The 16,548-nt window shown below is 60.9% G+C and carries 16 protein-coding genes and 2 tRNA genes; 1 reads left to right on the top strand and 17 read right to left on the bottom strand.

The genetic code is table 11. The features are described from left to right. Positions 1-188: 188 nt before the first annotated feature. From PQR42_RS16990 to PQR42_RS16920, 15 genes are all read right to left on the bottom strand, one after another. Positions 189-265: transfer RNA gene (locus tag PQR42_RS16990), tRNA-Pro, on the bottom strand. 63 nt (positions 266-328) lie between these two features. Further along, positions 329-742: a MerR family transcriptional regulator gene (locus PQR42_RS16985; protein ID WP_408218175.1), complete on the bottom strand. Its 414-nt coding sequence runs from the start codon at positions 740-742 to the stop codon at positions 329-331. A gap of 46 nt (positions 743-788) precedes the next feature. Beyond that, positions 789-1,199 carry an integration host factor subunit alpha gene (locus PQR42_RS16980; RefSeq protein WP_012433735.1) on the bottom strand — a complete coding sequence of 137 codons (411 nt, stop codon included), beginning with the start codon at positions 1,197-1,199 and terminating at the stop codon, positions 789-791. A gap of 69 nt (positions 1,200-1,268) precedes the next feature. Then, positions 1,269-3,704 carry a phenylalanine--tRNA ligase subunit beta gene (gene pheT, locus PQR42_RS16975; RefSeq protein ID WP_408389806.1) on the bottom strand — a complete coding sequence of 812 codons (2,436 nt, stop codon included), beginning with the start codon at positions 3,702-3,704 and terminating at the stop codon, positions 1,269-1,271. 157 nt (positions 3,705-3,861) lie between these two features. Then, positions 3,862-4,875: a phenylalanine--tRNA ligase subunit alpha gene (gene pheS, locus PQR42_RS16970; RefSeq protein ID WP_007181117.1), complete on the bottom strand. Its 1,014-nt coding sequence runs from the start codon at positions 4,873-4,875 to the stop codon at positions 3,862-3,864. Positions 4,876-5,033: 158 nt separating this feature from the next. Further along, entirely contained in the window at positions 5,034-5,393 is a 360-nt protein-coding gene (gene rplT / locus PQR42_RS16965) for a 50S ribosomal protein L20 (protein WP_006052502.1), read from the bottom strand. A 29-nt stretch (positions 5,394-5,422) separates the two neighbouring features. Then, positions 5,423-5,620 (bottom strand): 50S ribosomal protein L35, encoded by a 198-nt coding sequence (gene rpmI / locus PQR42_RS16960; RefSeq protein WP_006052501.1) that lies wholly within the window; start codon positions 5,618-5,620, stop codon positions 5,423-5,425. A gap of 261 nt (positions 5,621-5,881) precedes the next feature. After that, on the bottom strand, positions 5,882-6,406 hold the full coding sequence (gene infC, locus PQR42_RS16955; RefSeq protein ID WP_074263967.1) for a translation initiation factor IF-3: 525 nt from the start codon (positions 6,404-6,406) through the stop codon (positions 5,882-5,884). 48 nt (positions 6,407-6,454) lie between these two features. Next, positions 6,455-8,362, bottom strand: coding sequence for a threonine--tRNA ligase (gene thrS / locus PQR42_RS16950; RefSeq protein WP_408389804.1), 1,908 nt, complete (start codon positions 8,360-8,362; stop codon positions 6,455-6,457). Between the two features lie 251 nt (positions 8,363-8,613). Then, a tRNA-Val gene (locus tag PQR42_RS16945) sits at positions 8,614-8,690 on the bottom strand. Between the two features lie 130 nt (positions 8,691-8,820). Continuing rightward, entirely contained in the window at positions 8,821-11,064 is a 2,244-nt protein-coding gene (locus tag PQR42_RS16940; protein WP_408218166.1) for a RelA/SpoT family protein, read from the bottom strand. 58 nt (positions 11,065-11,122) lie between these two features. Then, on the bottom strand, positions 11,123-11,476 hold the full coding sequence (locus PQR42_RS16935; RefSeq protein ID WP_408218164.1) for a RidA family protein: 354 nt from the start codon (positions 11,474-11,476) through the stop codon (positions 11,123-11,125). 83 nt (positions 11,477-11,559) lie between these two features. Continuing rightward, positions 11,560-12,474 (bottom strand): alpha/beta fold hydrolase, encoded by a 915-nt coding sequence (locus PQR42_RS16930; protein WP_408389802.1) that lies wholly within the window; start codon positions 12,472-12,474, stop codon positions 11,560-11,562. A gap of 286 nt (positions 12,475-12,760) precedes the next feature. Continuing rightward, positions 12,761-13,402 (bottom strand): CoA transferase subunit B, encoded by a 642-nt coding sequence (locus PQR42_RS16925; protein WP_408218159.1) that lies wholly within the window; start codon positions 13,400-13,402, stop codon positions 12,761-12,763. Between the two features lie 2 nt (positions 13,403-13,404). Beyond that, positions 13,405-14,109 carry a CoA transferase subunit A gene (locus PQR42_RS16920; RefSeq protein ID WP_028200192.1) on the bottom strand — a complete coding sequence of 235 codons (705 nt, stop codon included), beginning with the start codon at positions 14,107-14,109 and terminating at the stop codon, positions 13,405-13,407. A gap of 244 nt (positions 14,110-14,353) precedes the next feature. Between PQR42_RS16920 and PQR42_RS16915 the strand changes: the two genes are divergently transcribed. Then, the gene (locus tag PQR42_RS16915; protein WP_408389800.1) at positions 14,354-14,899 is read left to right on the top strand and encodes a LuxR C-terminal-related transcriptional regulator; all 546 of its coding nucleotides are present in this window, start codon (positions 14,354-14,356) and stop codon (positions 14,897-14,899) included. A 33-nt stretch (positions 14,900-14,932) separates the two neighbouring features. Here PQR42_RS16915 and PQR42_RS16910 read toward each other — a convergent pair whose 3' ends face one another. Beyond that, complete coding sequence (locus tag PQR42_RS16910) at positions 14,933-15,364, bottom strand: acyl-CoA thioesterase (RefSeq protein ID WP_132373692.1); 432 nt, start codon at positions 15,362-15,364, stop codon at positions 14,933-14,935. A gap of 184 nt (positions 15,365-15,548) precedes the next feature. After that, a complete protein-coding gene (locus tag PQR42_RS16905; RefSeq protein WP_408218153.1) occupies positions 15,549-16,325 on the bottom strand; it encodes an SDR family oxidoreductase in 777 nt (258 codons plus the stop codon). Positions 16,326-16,548 lie beyond the last annotated feature (223 nt).

The raw sequence follows: 16,548 nt of genomic DNA, 5'->3' as shown, positions 1-16,548 counted from the left end.
TTTGATACACGAGCACGCAAAGTAGCCTCAAGCTCGCGTGCAACGAGAGCGGTCGTCCCCTCGCCCCGGCCGAAAATTCCTGTTTGTTCCCGCGAGAGCCGTCCGTGCTGTGGGGGCAAACGTGGGGGCAAAATCCACCGCAAACGAAAAAGGCCTCACAAGCATTGCTTGTAAGGCCTTGATTTCTTTGGTCGGGGCGAGAGGATTTGAACCTCCGACCACCTGCACCCCATGCAGGTACGCTACCAGGCTGCGCTACGCCCCGAACAGCACAAAATTATAACAGACACTTCATTCGATTAGAACCGCCTTCTGCTAACAAAAGCGACTAGTGCCCCAACAAATCGATCACGTGCAGCAATTCCTTGCGCAACTGTTCGACGTCCACCGTGGCGGAGGCTGTGGTTGCCGCCGGCAGCGCTGCGCCTTCGCCCTCCTCGACCACATCGCCCGGAGCGCCGTGCGCCCCGCCGCCATGTGAATCGAGACGGTTGCGCGCGCCGTTGATCGTGAAGCCCTGCTCATACAACAACTCACGAATCCGCCGGATCAGCAGCACCTCATGATGCTGGTAATACCGGCGATTGCCCCGCCGCTTGACCGGCCTCAACTGCGTGAACTCCTGTTCCCAGTAGCGCAAGACATGCGGTTTCACGCCGCATAGTTCGCTGACCTCACCAATCGTGAAGTAGCGCTTCGCCGGAATCGGAGGCAAGACGACTTTTTCGATCGTCGCTGTCATCGTCAGTTAGCCGTCGTGGTGGGTTGCGCAGGAACGCGCCAGTCGATTAGCGCGTGAAGCTCGCCTCAGCGCCGTTCTCCACCAGCGCTTTCAGCTTTTGACTTGCATGGAACGTCACAACGCGACGCGCGGCGATCGGAATCGCCTCGCCGGTCTTCGGGTTTCTGCCGGGACGCTGAGGTTTGTCGCGCAACTGGAAGTTGCCGAACCCCGACAGCTTCACGCTGTCGCCACTCTCCAGCGCGTCGCGGATCACCTCGAAAAACGCTTCGACCATGTCTTTCGCTTCCCGCTTGTTGAGCCCGACATTGTCGAACAGCAACTCAGCAAGTTCCGCCTTGGTAAGCGTCGGCGTTTCAGTGGAAACGACGGCGGGTGATGTCGGAATTTCGCGAATCATGGCGCTGCGTTGCGCCGTAAGAAGGGCTTCGAAATCACTCGAGTTCATTTCATTCATATCTATCAAATGGCGCGCCAAGCAGAAAACAATGGATGCGGAAACAGCCGTGCAATTGTTAAATGCGGGTTATCCGCGCAACCGTGCGCCATATACTCGAGCCAGACGTTCCACCAGAGTTTGAATGGCCAGATCGACCGTTTCATCCTGAAGGGTTCCGCCAGTATCTTGCAAGGTCACACGGAACGCAAGGCTTTTCTCGTGAGCGGCCAGACCACCGGAAGTGTTTGATTTTGGACGGAATTCGTCGAAAAGCGCAACCTTCTGAACAGTCTTGCAGGCGGGTTCGGACTGGGCCTTCTGAAGCTCGTCCAGCAGTGCCTGAACCTCGATTTTCTGATCGACGACCACGGCAATATCACGACGCACCGGCTGGAATTTAGACACTTCCGACGGAGTGGGCAATACGCGCTGCATTAATGCTTCCGCTTCGATTTCAAACAGAATCGGCGCATGCGGTAAATCATATTTTTGCATCCAGCGCGGATGCAATTCGCCAATCCAGCCGACTGCGCGGCCATTCAGTTCGATACGCGAGCTGCGTCCCGGATGCAGCGCCGGATGTTCCGCTTTGACGAACCGCGCGACTGCCGGTGCGAGCACGGCTTCCAGATCGCCCTTCACGTCGAAGTAGTCGACCGTGCGCGTCGCCGCGCCCCACTGCTCTTCGAGCGCGGGACCGTACGCGAGGCCGCCGATCATCTTCGGCTGCGCGAAGCCTTCGACCGTTAGCTCACCCGCCTTGATCGACGGATCGTGCAGGAACACGCGGCCGGCTTCGAACACGCGTACGCGATCCGCCGCACGACGGTTCAGGTTCGTACGCAACACGTGGATCAGGCTGCCGAACAGCGTGGTGCGCATCACCGACAACTGGCTTGCAATCGGATTCAGCAGACGTACCGGCTTGTCGTTGCCGGCGAAGTCCTGCTCCCACTCGGCATCGACGAAACTGAAGTTCACCGTTTCCGCGTAGTCGCGCGCGGCGAGCGCGTGACGGATCACGTGGATCGAACGCTGCGTTTCGTTGGTCGCGCGCATCTCGCTGGTCGCGACCGGCGGACGCGCCGGAATTTTCTCGAAGCCGTAAATACGCGCGACTTCTTCGATCAGATCTTCTTCGATTTCGATATCGAAACGATACGACGGCGGCATCACCGAGAACGTATCTTCACTGCGCTCGAACGACAGGCCGAGGCGCGTGAAAATCTGCGCGATTTCGTCGGCGTCGATCTTGATGCCGATGATGCGATTCGCGCGCGAGACACGCATCTTCACGGGCTCGCGCTTCGGCACGTTGACGATCTGATCGTCGACCGGGCCGGCTTTGCCGCCGCAGATGTCGAGGATCAGTTGCGTGATACGTTCGATATGGTCGACGGTGGTCGCATAGTCGACGCCGCGCTCGAAGCGATGGCCGGCATCGGTCGAGAAGTTGTATTTGCGCGAGCGGCCGCGAATACTGTCGGGCCACCAGAAAGCGGCTTCGAGATAGATGTTGGTGGTGTCGAGCGTGACCGCTGTGCTGTCGCCGCCCATGATGCCCGCGAGACTTTCGATGTGCTGCTCGTCGGCGATCACGCCGACGGTTTCATCGAGTTCGACCGTGTTGCCATTCAGCAGCTTGAGCGTCTCGCCTTTACGGCCCCAGCGCACGTCCATGCCGCCGTGGATCTTGTCCAGATCGAACACGTGCGACGGACGGCCCAATTCGAGCATCACATAGTTCGAGATATCGACGAGCGCGGAGATGCTGCGCTGCCCCGAACGCTCCAGACGCTCCACCATCCATTGCGGCGATTTGGCGCGCGCATTCACGCCACGAATCACGCGGCCCGAGAAACGGCCGCACAGATCGGGCGCCGAGATTTTGACGGGCAGCGTCTCGTTGAGCGTCACCTCTACCGGCTTGATCTCGAGCGGGCGCAGCGGCGCGCCGGTGATGGCCGAGGTCTCGCGCGCCACGCCGAACACCGACAGGCAGTCCGCCTTATTCGGCGTCAGCTTGATCTCGAAAACGGTGTCGTCGAGATTGAGCGTTTCGCGGATGTCCTGGCCGATCGGCGTATCTTCCGGCAGGATCATCAGGCCGCTATGATCTTCGGAGAGCTTGAGTTCGCGTGCCGAGCACAGCATGCCCTGGCTTTCCACGCCGCGCAGCTTCGAGAGCTTGATCGCGAACGGCGTGCCGCCCTCTTCGGCCGGCGGCAGTTGCGCGCCGACCAGCGCGACCGGCACCTTGATGCCGGGCGCCACGTTCGGCGCACCGCACACGATGTTCAGCGTCGCGCCCGTGCCGGCGTCGACCTGACACACGTTGAGCTTGTCCGCGTCCGGGTGCTTGACGACTTCCAGCACCTGGCCGACGACGATCTTCGAGGTCGGCGGCGCGGCCGGCCGCAGGTCTTCGACTTCGAGACCCGCCATCGTCAACGCGTGCGACAGTTCATCGGTCGTCAGTTGCGGATCGACAAAAGTTCTCAGCCAGGATTCCGGGAATTGCATGGTTCTGTGTACGTTCTGATCAGGTTAGGTCCACGTCCGGCAGTGCTTTGCATGACTCGGTGTTCGTGAGAATCATCCGGCCCTGCCGGGGACGCTGTGGCGGCATGCACTACGTGCCATGCCGCACTCTATGCTTGTCGCGTTCGTACGCGCCGGTTCAGGCGAATTGACGCAGGAAACGCAGGTCGTTTTCGAAGAACAGACGCAGGTCTTGCACGCCGTAACGCAACATGGTGAGCCGCTCGAGGCCGCTGCCGAAAGCAAAGCCGATGTAACGCTCCGGGTCGAGGCCCATGTTGCGGATCACCGTGGGGTGAACCTGGCCCGAGCCCGAAATTTCGAGCCATTTGCCGGCGTTCTTGCCCGTTTCGAACAGCATGTCGATCTCGGCCGACGGTTCGGTGAACGGAAAGTACGACGGACGGAAGCGCACGAGAATGTCGTCGCGCTCGAAGAATTTCTTGAGGAAATCGGTGTAGACGCCCTTCAGATCCGCGAAGCTGATGTTCTCGTCGATCCACAGGCCTTCGACCTGGTTGAACATGGGCGAATGCGTAGCGTCGCTGTCCACACGGTACGTGCGGCCCGGCACGATCACCTTGATAGGCGGCGTGTTGGTGCGCGCGTAGCGAACCTGCATCGGGCTGGTATGCGTGCGCAGCAGCAGTTGGCGGCCGTCGGCATCTTTGCCGTCGACGTAGAAGGTGTCCTGCATGGAACGCGCCGGATGATTTTCCGGGCTGTTCAGCGAGGTGAAGTTGTACCAGTCGGTTTCGATTTCGGGGCCGTCGGCCACGTCGAATCCGATCGTGCGGAAAATCTGTTCGACGCGCTCCCACGTGCGCATCACCGGGTGCAGACTGCCTGCGCCGGTGCCGCGGCCCGGCAGCGTGACGTCGATGGCTTCAGCGGCGAGGCGCTGATTCAGCAGCGCGTCGGCGAGCGCCTGACGGCGGGCCGTCAACGCGGCTTCCACTTGTTGCTTGACGAGGTTGATCCGTGCGCCTTCGGTCTTGCGCGTTTCGGGATCGAGTTTGCCAAGACCCTTCAAGAGCTCGGTCAGCGCACCCGATTTGCCGAGAAAGCGTGCTTTCTCGTTCTCGAGGGTGGTGACGTCGGAGGCTTCTGCGAAGGCTTTTTGCGCGTCGGCGACAATCTGGTCCAGATCCATTGATCCCATCATTTCAACGTCAGTGTTCAATCGAAGCAAAACTGGTTCTACCAACAAAAACGGGGCTCGGTGAGGAGCCCCGTTTTTGCTGCAACGTCACCGAGACTACCGGATGTTCGCTGCAACGAACCACGCAGTGTTAATTGCCAAAAGCGCAATCAGGCTGCAACGGCGGCTTTCACCTGCTGAACGATCGCAGCAAAAGCAGCCTTGTCGAACACAGCCATGTCGGCCAGCACCTTGCGGTCGAGTTCGATCGAAGCCTTCTTCAGGCCGTTGATGAACACGCTGTACGTCATGTCGTGCTGACGCACCGCCGCGTTGATACGCGTGATCCACAATGCACGGAACACACGCTTCTTGTTGCGGCGATCGCGGTAGGCGTATTGGCCTGCGCGCATGACCGCCTGCTTGGCGATGCGATAGACGTTATTGCGACGGCCGCGGTAACCCTTGGCCAGCTTGATGATCTTCTTGTGACGGGCCCGTGCGGTAACCCCACGTTTTACTCGAGGCATGTTTCGCTCCTATGAGTTTCGGTTAAGGGTTAAGCGAACGGCAGCATTGCGCGTACGGAGTTCAGATCGGAATCATGAACTGCCGTCGAACCGCGCAGATGGCGTTTGTTCTTGGTGGTTTTCTTGGTAAGAATGTGGCGCTTGAAGGCTTGACCGCGCTTGACGGTACCGCCCGGACGCACCACGAAGCGCTTTGCAGCACTCTTCTTGGTCTTCATCTTCGGCATGACAACTCCATTATTTGATGGATATGGGTGTGCGGTCGGCCAAATGGCCATTACCCGCCCTTCGAAACCCACTCCACTTGGTATGCAGACCGCCTGAACTGCCGGCGGCCGCTTTTCGGGAAGCGACGCGCATTGTACACGCGTCGTTCCGAAACCTGCTGACACCGCACCGGACACCCGGCGCCGCATCGTCTTCATCTTTCACAGCTCGTCTATCACAACCAGAGCGCGCACCACGTGGCGCGCCGCCACTCCAGCCGGTTACTTCTTTTTCTTCGGAGCGAGCACCATGATCATCTGGCGCCCTTCCATTTTCGGCATCTGCTCGACCTGACCGACTTCGTCGAGGTCCGTGCGCAGGCGCTCGAGCATGCGCATACCGATTTCCTGGTGAGCCATTTCGCGGCCACGGAAACGCAACGTGATTTTCGTCTTGTCGCCGTCGTCGAGGAAGCGGATGAGGTTGCGCAGCTTGACGTTGTAGTCCCCGTCGTCCGTGCCCGGGCGGAATTTAACTTCCTTGACCTGGACGATCTTCTGCTTCAGCTTGGCCTCGTGTTGCTTCTTCGCTTCCGAGTACTTGAACTTGCCGTAGTCCATCAAGCGGCAAACCGGCGGAACCGCTTGCGGTGCGATTTCAACCAGATCCACGTCTTGCTGTTCCGACATGCGGAACGCATCAGCGAGTTTCACGATGCCGAGTGGTTCGTTCTCGACGCCGACCAGACGCACCTCGGGTGCCGTAATTTCACCGTTGATGCGGTGCGCAGACTTATCAGTAGCGATGTTACGTTTCCTCTAAAAATTAAAAAACGAGCCGGGCTGCCAAGTGGCTCAATTGAACGACTGCACGTCCTGGCGCAGACGCTCAATGAAAGTGTCGGGAGGCATCACGCCCAGATCGACACCACCACGGGCACGCACGGCTACCGTTTGGGCTTCACGCTCTTTGTCGCCGACCACAAGCAGGTACGGCACCTTTTCCAGCGTGTGCTCGCGTATTTTATAGCTAATCTTCTCGTTGCGCAAATCGGCCTCTACTCTAACCCCTTGTTTTTGCAACGATTGGGCTAAAGATTGCGCATATTCGACCTGACTTTCCGCGATATTCATCACCACAACCTGCATGGGCGCGAGCCATGCGGGCATTGCACCGGCATGGTGCTCGATCAGAATGCCGAGGAACCGCTCCATTGATCCGACGATTGCCCGGTGCAGCATGATCGGGCGGCGGCGGCTGTTGTCTTCGGCGACGTATTCGGCGCCGAGGCGTTCCGGCAGCACCATATCGAGCTGCAATGTGCCGCATTGCCACGAGCGGCCGAGCGCGTCCTTGATGTGGTATTCGACCTTCGGGCCGTAGAACGCGCCCTCGCCCGGCAACTCTTCCCACGTCACGCCGCAGGCCGTCAGCGCCTCGCGCAGCCCCTGCTCCGCGCGATCCCACGTCTCGTCCGTACCGGCGCGCGCGTCCGGGCGCAGCGACAGCTTGATCTCGACATTGTCGAAGCCGAAATCCTTGTAGACGCTCATCGCCAGCGTATTGAATGCAATCGATTCGCTGATGAACTGGTCTTCGGTACAGAAAATGTGCGCGTCGTCCTGCACGAAACCGCGCACGCGCATCAGGCCATGCAACGCGCCCGACGATTCATTACGGTGGCACGAGCCGAATTCGGCGTAACGCAACGGCAGATCGCGATACGAGCGCAAACCGTGGTTGAACACCTGCACGTGACCCGGGCAGTTCATCGGCTTGATCGCGTAGTCACGCTTTTCCGATTCCGTCGTGAACATGTTTTCACGATAGTTTTGCCAGTGGCCCGACGCTTCCCAGAGCGAACGGTCCATGATCATCGGCGTCTTGATTTCGAGGTAGCCCGCGTCGTTCACGCGACGGCGCATGTATTGCTCGACCTGCTGCCACAGCGTCCAGCCGCGCGGATGCCAGAACACCATGCCCGGCGACTCGTCCTGCATGTGAAACAGATCGAGCTGCTTGCCGAGCTTGCGGTGGTCGCGCTTCTCCGCCTCTTCGAGCATGTGCAGATACGCTTCCTGGTCTTCCTTCTTCGTCCAGGCCGTACCGTAGATGCGCTGCAATTGTTCGTTCTTCGAATCGCCGCGCCAGTAGGCGCCCGCGACCTTCATCAGCTTGAAGACCTTCAGCTTGCCGGTGGACGGCACGTGCGGGCCGCGGCACAGATCGGTGAAGCCGCCATGCGAGTACAGCTTGATGTCGTCGGTGGCGGGAATCGATTCGATGATCTCGGCCTTGTACTTTTCGCCGATGCTCCTGAAGTAGTCCACCGCCTCGTCGCGCGATACCACGCGGCGCGAAACCGGCTCGTCTTTCTTCGCGAGTTCCTGCATGCGCTTTTCGATCTTCTCGAGATCTTCCGGCGTGAAGGGACGGTTGTACGCGAAGTCGTAGTAAAAGCCGTTGTCGATGACCGGGCCGATCGTGACCTGCGCTTCCGGATACAGATCCTTCACCGCGTACGCGAGCAAGTGCGCCGTGGAGTGACGGATGATATCGAGACCGTCTGCATCTTTCTCGGTGACGATGGCGAGCGCCACGTCGTGATCGATCAGCGCGGACGTATCGACCAACTCACCGTCGATCTTGCCGCCGAGCGCGGCTTTCGCGAGGCCGGGGCCGATCGAGGCGGCCACTTCGGCGACGGTCACCGGATGCTCGTACTGTCGAACAGAACCGTCAGGCAGACGTATCGAAACCATTGCGTTCTCCGTGGTGCCGACCGGCGGCGGCACATACAACCATCAAATAAGCCAAAAAAAATGCGGCCCCGCTTTCGAGGGGCCGCATTCACATTTCCTGCAAACTACATTGGCGAAAGTGGTCCTCGACTAGCGTCGCTCCGAAGTAGTTTCGGTCAACGTTCGCGGTGTCATAACCGTATTCGCCTTTTGCGCCAAAGGCGCTTACTGCAGCTTGCGAAACCCCGGTCAAACCGGAATTTCTCTTTCGTTGGTAGGCTCGATTGGACTCGAACCAACGACCCCCACCATGTCAAGGTGGTGCTCTAACCAGCTGAGCTACGAGCCTGAAGAAACGAGATTATATGGAGCCCCACACCGCTTGGCAAGTACTTTTATGCACCGACTTTAAATTTCTACTCACGTGCTTGGGCACGTCCAGTAGATGCGCCCACCGACTCACACGCATCGCACACACATCAACTCTTGCGTGAAGCGCGCACCACCCCCGTGACCTCACCGAGCAGCGTGCACGCGCGCTGAATCTGCGCCGCGCTCGACACCTCGACGGTAAATTGCATGAACGCGGCGTTACGTCGCGTCTGCGTCTTCACGCCGATCACATTCATTTTTTCGCGCGCGAACACTTCGGAAATATCGCGCAGCAAACCTTGCCGATCCGTTGCGTCAATGGAGAGATCGACGGGATAGACCGACTGGCCACGGCCGCTCATCACCTCCGCCGACCACGCCGTTTGCAACACGCGCTCGGGCGCCCGGTCGGCCATGCGCAGGAACGTCGGGCAATCGCTGCGATGAATCGACATGCCCTTGCCGCGCGTGACAAAGCCACAAATATCGTCAGGCGGCGCGGGACGGCAACAGCGCGCGAGTTGCGTGAGCAGCGCATCGACACCGACCACCAGCACACCGGTGGACGCGCCGCGGGCGACGCTCGCGCCGCTGCTGCGCTTCTCGAATTGCTCCGGCGCTTCGACCACGGGTTCCGGCGGCGGCGCATCGTGGAGCGCCTGCTCGACGAGCCGCAAACTGAATTCTTCCTTGCCCACCACCGAGAACAGATCGTCGGTGGTCTTGAAGCCGAGTTTGGCCGCCAGCTGATCGAGATTGACCGATGTCTTGCCTTCACGCTGCAAAGTCTTTTCGACCATCGCGCGGCCGCTCGCGATATGTTCCTGCACTTCGACCGCGTTGAACCACGCACGCACTTTCTGCCGCGCGCGCGGACTTTGCAGATAGCCGAGTTGCGGGTTGAGCCAGTCGCGCGACGGGCCGCCCTCCTTCACCGCGACGATCTCGATCGTCTGACCGTTTTGCAACGGCGTGTTCAACGGCACCATCGCGCCGTCCACGCGCGCGCCGCGGCAACGATGTCCCAGCTCGCTATGCAAGTGATACGCGAAATCGACGGGCGTGGCGCCGTGCGGCAACGGAATCACCCGCGCCTGCGGCGTCAGCACATAGATGTGGTCGTCGTCGAGCGTGGCCTGCCGCAGTTGCTCCCACGGCTGCGCCGCGCGCTTCTCGCCGTGCTCTCCCTCCGAGACTTCGTCTTTCCATGCAAGCAATTGACGCAGCCACGCGATCTTCTCGTCGTACTTCTCGTTAGCGGCGAACTGGCCGCCGTAACCACGCGTGCCGGCTTCCTTGTAGCGCCAATGCGCGGCCACGCCGTATTCGGCGAACTGATGCATTTCATGCGTACGGATCTGCACCTCGAACGCACGGCCGTCGTCGCCGATCACCACTGTGTGCAGCGACTTGTAGCCGTTCGGCTTCGGCCGCGAGATATAGTCGTCGAACTCTTTCGGCACCGGTTGCCACAGGTTGTGCACGATGCCGAGCACCGTGTAGCAATCCTTGATGTCCGGCACGATCACGCGAAATGCGCGCACGTCGTACAGCTCGGCGAAGTCCAGCTCCTTGCCGCGCATCTTGCGCCAGATGCTGTAGATGTGTTTTGGCCGGCCGCTCACTTCCGCGCGAATATGCGCCGCGGCCAATTCCTTTTGCAGGCGTTCGATAGCCTGCGCGACATAGCTCTCGCGCTCGACGCGTTTCTCGTCGAGCAACTTGGCGATGCGCTTGTACGTGACCGGCTCTTCGAAGCGAAGCGCGAGATCCTCGAGCTCCCATTTCAATTGCCAGATGCCCAGACGATTGGCGAGCGGCGCATAGATATCGAGCGTCTCGCGCGCCACGTCCGGTGAAGGCGTGATTTTCGCCGCCGCGTAGTAACGCAGCGATTGCAGGCGCGACGCGAGCCGGATCAGCACCACCCGAATATCCTGCGCGAAGGCGAGCAGCATCTTGCGCAGCGCTTCGACCTGCGCGCGGCGCGCGGCCTGCGCATCGCGGCCGGCTTCGGGCATGGCGTTCTGCGCGGCACGCAAGCTGACGGTGCCGAGACGCAGCAACTTGCGCACGTCACCGACCAGTTGCGCGACTTCTTCGCCGAAGTTGTCGGCGATCACGCGCTCCGGGTCTTGCAGATGCGGCGTCAACGCGAACAACGCCGCCGCCAGCACCGCCGGCGGATCGACATTGAGCGTGCGCATGATCGACGCCGTACCCGCCGCGTGATCCGCCAGCATTTCGCCCGACGACAGCCGCACCTCGCCCGCATGTTCGCGCACGAACGCCATCGCTTCGTCGAAAGAAGGAAGGGGGTTCGGTGCGTTCGTAACAGTTTCGGTATTCATGGTGCGACGGCCCACCGGGCCAGACGATTCAACGGAATTTCAACTACACATGCCCGGTTTAGCTGCGCTGCGCGGCGACCACGCAGATTTCGACCAGGCACTTCGGATTGGCGAGCTTCGCTTCGACGGTAGCGCGCGGCGGCGTGGCGCCTTGTGCAACCCACTCGTCCCACACCGCGTTCATGCCGGCGAAATGCACCATGTCCGAGATGTAGATCTGCACCGACAGCAAATGCGACTTGTCGCTGTTCACTTCGCCCAGCAGACGGTCGATGTGGCCGAGCACTTCGCGCGTCTGACCCGTGATGTCCTGATCCGCGTCTTCGGCGATCTGGCCCGCGAGATACACGGTGCCGTTGTGCACGGCGATTTCCGAGAGGCGCTTGCCGACGTGGTGACGAATGACTGCCATGACGAATCCTGAGTTGGTTTGAAAATTGATCGGAGATGCGTTCCGCATCGGGCCCCGTGAAGGACGCGGCGCGGAACTGCATATTATGACGCGTCGGCGGCCGGTCCGATAAAGAACTGTCTCGCGATGTCGATCTGATCGGCCGACAAAAACGCCGGCGCATGCCCGACGCCCGCGATTTCCGCACTCGACACCGCGCGCCCGGTCTCGACCATCTTCGCGACGGTTTCACGCGAGAGAAGATCGGATAGCTCGCCACGCACCACCAGCACCGGTCCCTGGAACGAGGCCAGCGAATGCCACAGCGCGGCCTCGCCGAGTTTGGACGCTTCCTCGGTAGTCGCGGTAAAGGGCTGCGCAATACGCGGGTCGTAACGGAACAGCCACTTGCCGTTCTGTTCGTGCAGAAGCGGCGTGTTGATCTCACGCCATTCGTCCGGCGTGAGCGGGCCAAAGGTCTGCGCCAGCAAGGCCGCGTAGTCGATGCCTTGCTGCAGCGTTTCAAACTGCACGGGCTTGCCGAGATAATCGCCGATGCGCTGCACCGCAGCCGGCTCCAGATGCGGACCGACATCGTTCAGCAACATCTTGCGAATCGGCGTTTCCGGCAAGCCGGCGAGTCCAAGCCCGATCAGGCCGCCCATCGACGTGCCGAACCAGTCGACCGTCTGGACATTCAGGCGCGCGATCAGCGTGACCATGTCGGCGACGTATTGCGGGATCGTATAGAAGTTGGGGTTGGCCAGCCACGATGACAAGCCCCGCCCCGCGACATCCGGACATACCACACGATAAGTCCCGGCAAATTCCTCCGCGAGGCGGTCGAAATCGCGCCCTGAGCGAGTCAAGCCGTGCACGCACAGCAACACGCGCGGATTGGCCGGGTCGCCCCACTCGGTGTAAGCGATACGGTGCAAGCCTCCAACGCTTGCGCACTGCACGTAGCGTTGGCGCGGCGCGAGCCGCCCGGCGGTGGAAGCGGACGTGATTTCGGTCATCTGGGTTCCTTGCAAAAGCGCTGCGGATTTGGCTTGGGCACAGCAGGGATCGATATGCGTCCAATCTTCAAACGATTGTAAACCGCTTTGCCGCGCGGCAAGAGTCGGCCGGATGGCATAGGACGGCTCCAAACGAATGCCCTGCGCAAAGACAAAACGGGCGAGACTCTCGCCTCGCCCGCCTGGGAACCGCCTCGCGGCCGCCTGCCGCTCATACTGGCCGCATCGGCCGCTCAGCGGCCTCATACAGCATCAAACCGCTTCAGGCAGCCTCACTGCGCGCCAGTCAACTCACCGCGCTCACATCGAGCGGCGCGCCCGTCTTCGCCTTGATTTCCTCAACGCTCACGCCCGGCGCCAACTCGGTGACCTTCAGCCCATCGTCCGTGATGTCGATCACGCCGAGATCGGTGATGATCTGATCGACCACGCCCACACCCGTGAGCGGCAGCGTGCATTCTTCGAGGATCTTGTGCTGGTCGCCCTTCGCGACGTGCTCCATCAGCACGACCACGCGCTTGACGCCCGCGACCAGATCCATCGCGCCGCCCATGCCCTTGATCATCTTGCCCGGGATCATCCAGTTGGCCAGATCGCCCTTCTTGCTGATCTGCATCGCGCCGAGAATCGCCAGGTTGATGTGGCCGCCGCGAATCATCGCGAACGAATCCGCTGACGAGAAAATCGACGAGCCCGGCAGCGTGGTCACCGTCTGCTTGCCAGCGTTGATGAGGTCGGCGTCCACTTCCTCTTCGGTCGGCGACGGGCCGATGCCGAGCAGGCCGTTCTCCGACTGCAGCCACACTTCGACGCCCGGCGGCACGTGATTGGCCACCAGCGTCGGCAAACCGATGCCGAGGTTCACATAAAAGCCGTCCTGCAATTCCTTCGCCGCGCGCGCGGCCATTTCGTCACGAGTCCATGCCATGATCAGTCTCCTTTCGCGCGGACGACGCGTTGTTCGATGCGTTTTTCCGGATGCGCATTGAGCACGATGCGCTGCACGAAGATGCCAGGCGTATGGATCGCGTCCGGATCGAGTTCGCCCACTTCGACGATCTCCTCGACCTCAGCCACAGTAATCTTGCCGGCCATCGCGCACATCGGGTTGAAGTTGCGCGCGGTGCGGCGGTAGATCAGGTTGCCCGATTTGTCGGCCTTCCACGCCTTCACCAAAGCGACGTCGGCCGTCAGCGAGTGTTCGAGCACGTAGTGGTTTTCGCCGAACTGGCGGGTTTCCTTGCCTTCGGCGATCAGCGTGCCGTAGCCGGTATTGGTGAAAAACGCCGGAATCCCCGAACCGCCCGCGCGCAGCTTCTCGGCGAGCGTGCCCTGCGGCGTGAATTCGAGCTCGAGTTCGCCGGCCAAGTACTGGCGCTCGAACTCCTTGTTCTCGCCGACATACGAGGAGATCATCTTCTTGACCTGGCGCGTTTCGAGCAGCAGACCGAGGCCGAACCCGTCGACGCCCGCATTGTTGCTGATGCAGGTAATGCCCTGCACCTTCGAATCGCGCAGTGCGCCGATCAGCGCCTCCGGAATGCCGCACAGCCCGAAGCCGCCGACGGCAAACGTCTGCCCGTCCTTGACGATGTCTTTCAGCGCCTCGGCGGCGCCTGGATAGACTTTGTTCATCAGTATGTCCCTTCCTTTATGGAAACCCGAATCCGGATCTTGCGGCAGATATAGACGTTGCGCGGGCCTGAGCCCGACACGTCATTCTAGTCATCCCCGGCAGGCTGTGCGCCCAGGTTTCCCTGCGCGTCTTGCAAACGCCCGCCGCGGACAGCTCCGCCGCGTTGTCATGTGCTGCAAAGAGTACGCTGGGCGCGCCATGCGGCACAATACGCAAAAATACATAAGTACTTGCCGCCAGCCCATGCCCGCACTGGATTACCAAACCGCGTTCCACCTCGCTCCGATCGGACTCGTGCTGTCGCGCGATCGGATTATCGAAGACTGCAATGACGAGCTCGCGTCGATTTTCGGCTGCACGCGCGAATCGCTGCTCGGCCAATCGTTCCAGGTCCTGTATCCGTCGACGGACGAATTCGAGCGGATCGGCGCGCGGATTCCGCCGATCATGACGGCGCACGGCAGCTACGCGGACGACCGCATCATGAAGCGGGCCAACGGAGAATTGTTCTGGTGCCACGTGACGGGACGCGCGCAGGAACGCGCCGACCCGCACGCCGCGGGCGTCTGGACTTTCGAGGATTTGAGCGCCACGCGGCGCGTGGCGGTCGAATTGACGCCGCGCGAACGCGAAATCGCCGCGCAACTGGTCACGGGGAAAACCAGCAAGCAGATCGGCCGGGTGCTGGATATCAGCCCGCGCACGGTCGATGTCTACCGGGCGCGGCTAATGCGCAAATACGATACGGGTAACGCGACGGAGCTACTGCAGCGCCTGCTCGGGCATTGAAAAGACGCCGGGATCTGGTCGATCTGTCGCCGTTCAGGCCGCCTTGACCAGCGCGGCACGCTCGATGGTTTCGCGCAGCATGTCAGGCACCGGTACCGACTTGCCGGCCGCGTAATCGATCCATACGCAGCGCGCGGCGCCGCGCGCATACACGGTGTTGGGGTCGTCGGCGCGCACGAGTTCGAAACCCGTGTCGAAGCTGCTGCGGCCGGGCGTGGCCACCGTCATCCGGCCGATCACGTCGCCGGGATAATGCAGTTGCTTGAGAAACTCCATCGACGCATTGACGATCACCGGTCCTTGCCCGTCGGCGTTGCTGCCAGCCAGGCCCAGTTGTTCGAACCAGGAAATCCGCACCTGCTCCATGTAGCGGAAATAGACCGTGTTGTTCACATGACCGAAGGCGTCCATGTCGCCCCAGCGGATCGGCATCGACATCTCGAAAACTGCGTGAAAATCGCTCATCGTACTTCTTTATCGGGTTGAAACCAGGTTGAAGCCGGCGCGTGGACCGGCGTAGAGACAAACAACAACATAGCGCGCGCTCTCAGGCGGCGGAAAGGCCGAAGCGCGTAAAACAGTTTCTTCGAACGGACGCTAATCGGCGTGCGCAGCCTGAAGCGCGAGGGCCGGCTGCGCCGTCTTGCACTCAGGAGAGGCCGAATCCGTCGTCGGCGGCAATTACCGAGCCGTTGATGAACTGCGATTCGTCGGCTGCCAGCAGCAGCAGGAGCCCGTCCAGATCCTCCGGTTTGCCGACGCGGTGACGCGGCAGCATCGACACGAGCTTCTGCCCTTGTTCCGTCGACCAGTGATGGTGGTTGATCTCCGTGTCGATATATCCCGGGCAGATCGCATTCACGTTGATGCCGTGCTTGCCCCACTCCAGCGCCATGGCTTTCGTCATATGCACGACAGCTGCCTTGCTGATCGAATACAGGCCGATCTGCGGCAGCACGCGCAAGCCCGCCATCGACGCGATATTGATGATCCGGTACGACGGCTTCTGGGCGCTGTTGCCGCGCATGATCATGCGCTTGGCGACTTCCTGGGCGACGAAGAACGCGCCGCGCGTGTTGGTATCGAACACGTATTCGAAGTCGGCGGGCGTGACCTCCGAAAGCTTCTGCGTGGTCGACACGCCCGAATTGTTCACGAGGATGTCGATCGTGCCGGCCTCGGTTTCCGCATGGGCGACGGCCGACTTGATGCTCTGGTAGTCGGTCACGTCGAGCGAAACGACGTGCGCCGCGCCGCCCGACGCCTCGATCTCGGCGCGCAATTCCTTCAGACGCTCGGTCCGCCGGCTCGCCAGCACGACCTTGGCGCCCGCCTGCGACAACACTTGAGCAAAGCGCTTTCCCAACCCGCTCGAGGCGCCGGTGATCAGCGCAACCTTGCCTTCCAGATTGATCGAACGGCCCATTGTCGTTCCTTGTTCGGTTGTTGTTACAGATGCGGTGGACGGGTGCGGTAAGACCGTCACTACGGGTCATACCGCATCATAAAAATAGAACGATCGTGCTAATCTGTGCTCATCTGGTTGCAGTGCGGGTGTGCATCGCCCACAATACGAACCCGAAAAAAGCATTCTAACGGTAAGAGGAGCATCAATGACCCCCGCAAGTCTCATTGAGCAGTACGGCCCG

It is taken from the genome of Paraburkholderia sediminicola, assembly GCF_046027355.1.
Classification (GTDB): domain Bacteria; phylum Pseudomonadota; class Gammaproteobacteria; order Burkholderiales; family Burkholderiaceae; genus Paraburkholderia; species Paraburkholderia sediminicola_B.
The sequence above is the reverse complement of the archived record's forward strand: the minus strand, read 5'-3'. Positions and strand labels throughout refer to the sequence as shown.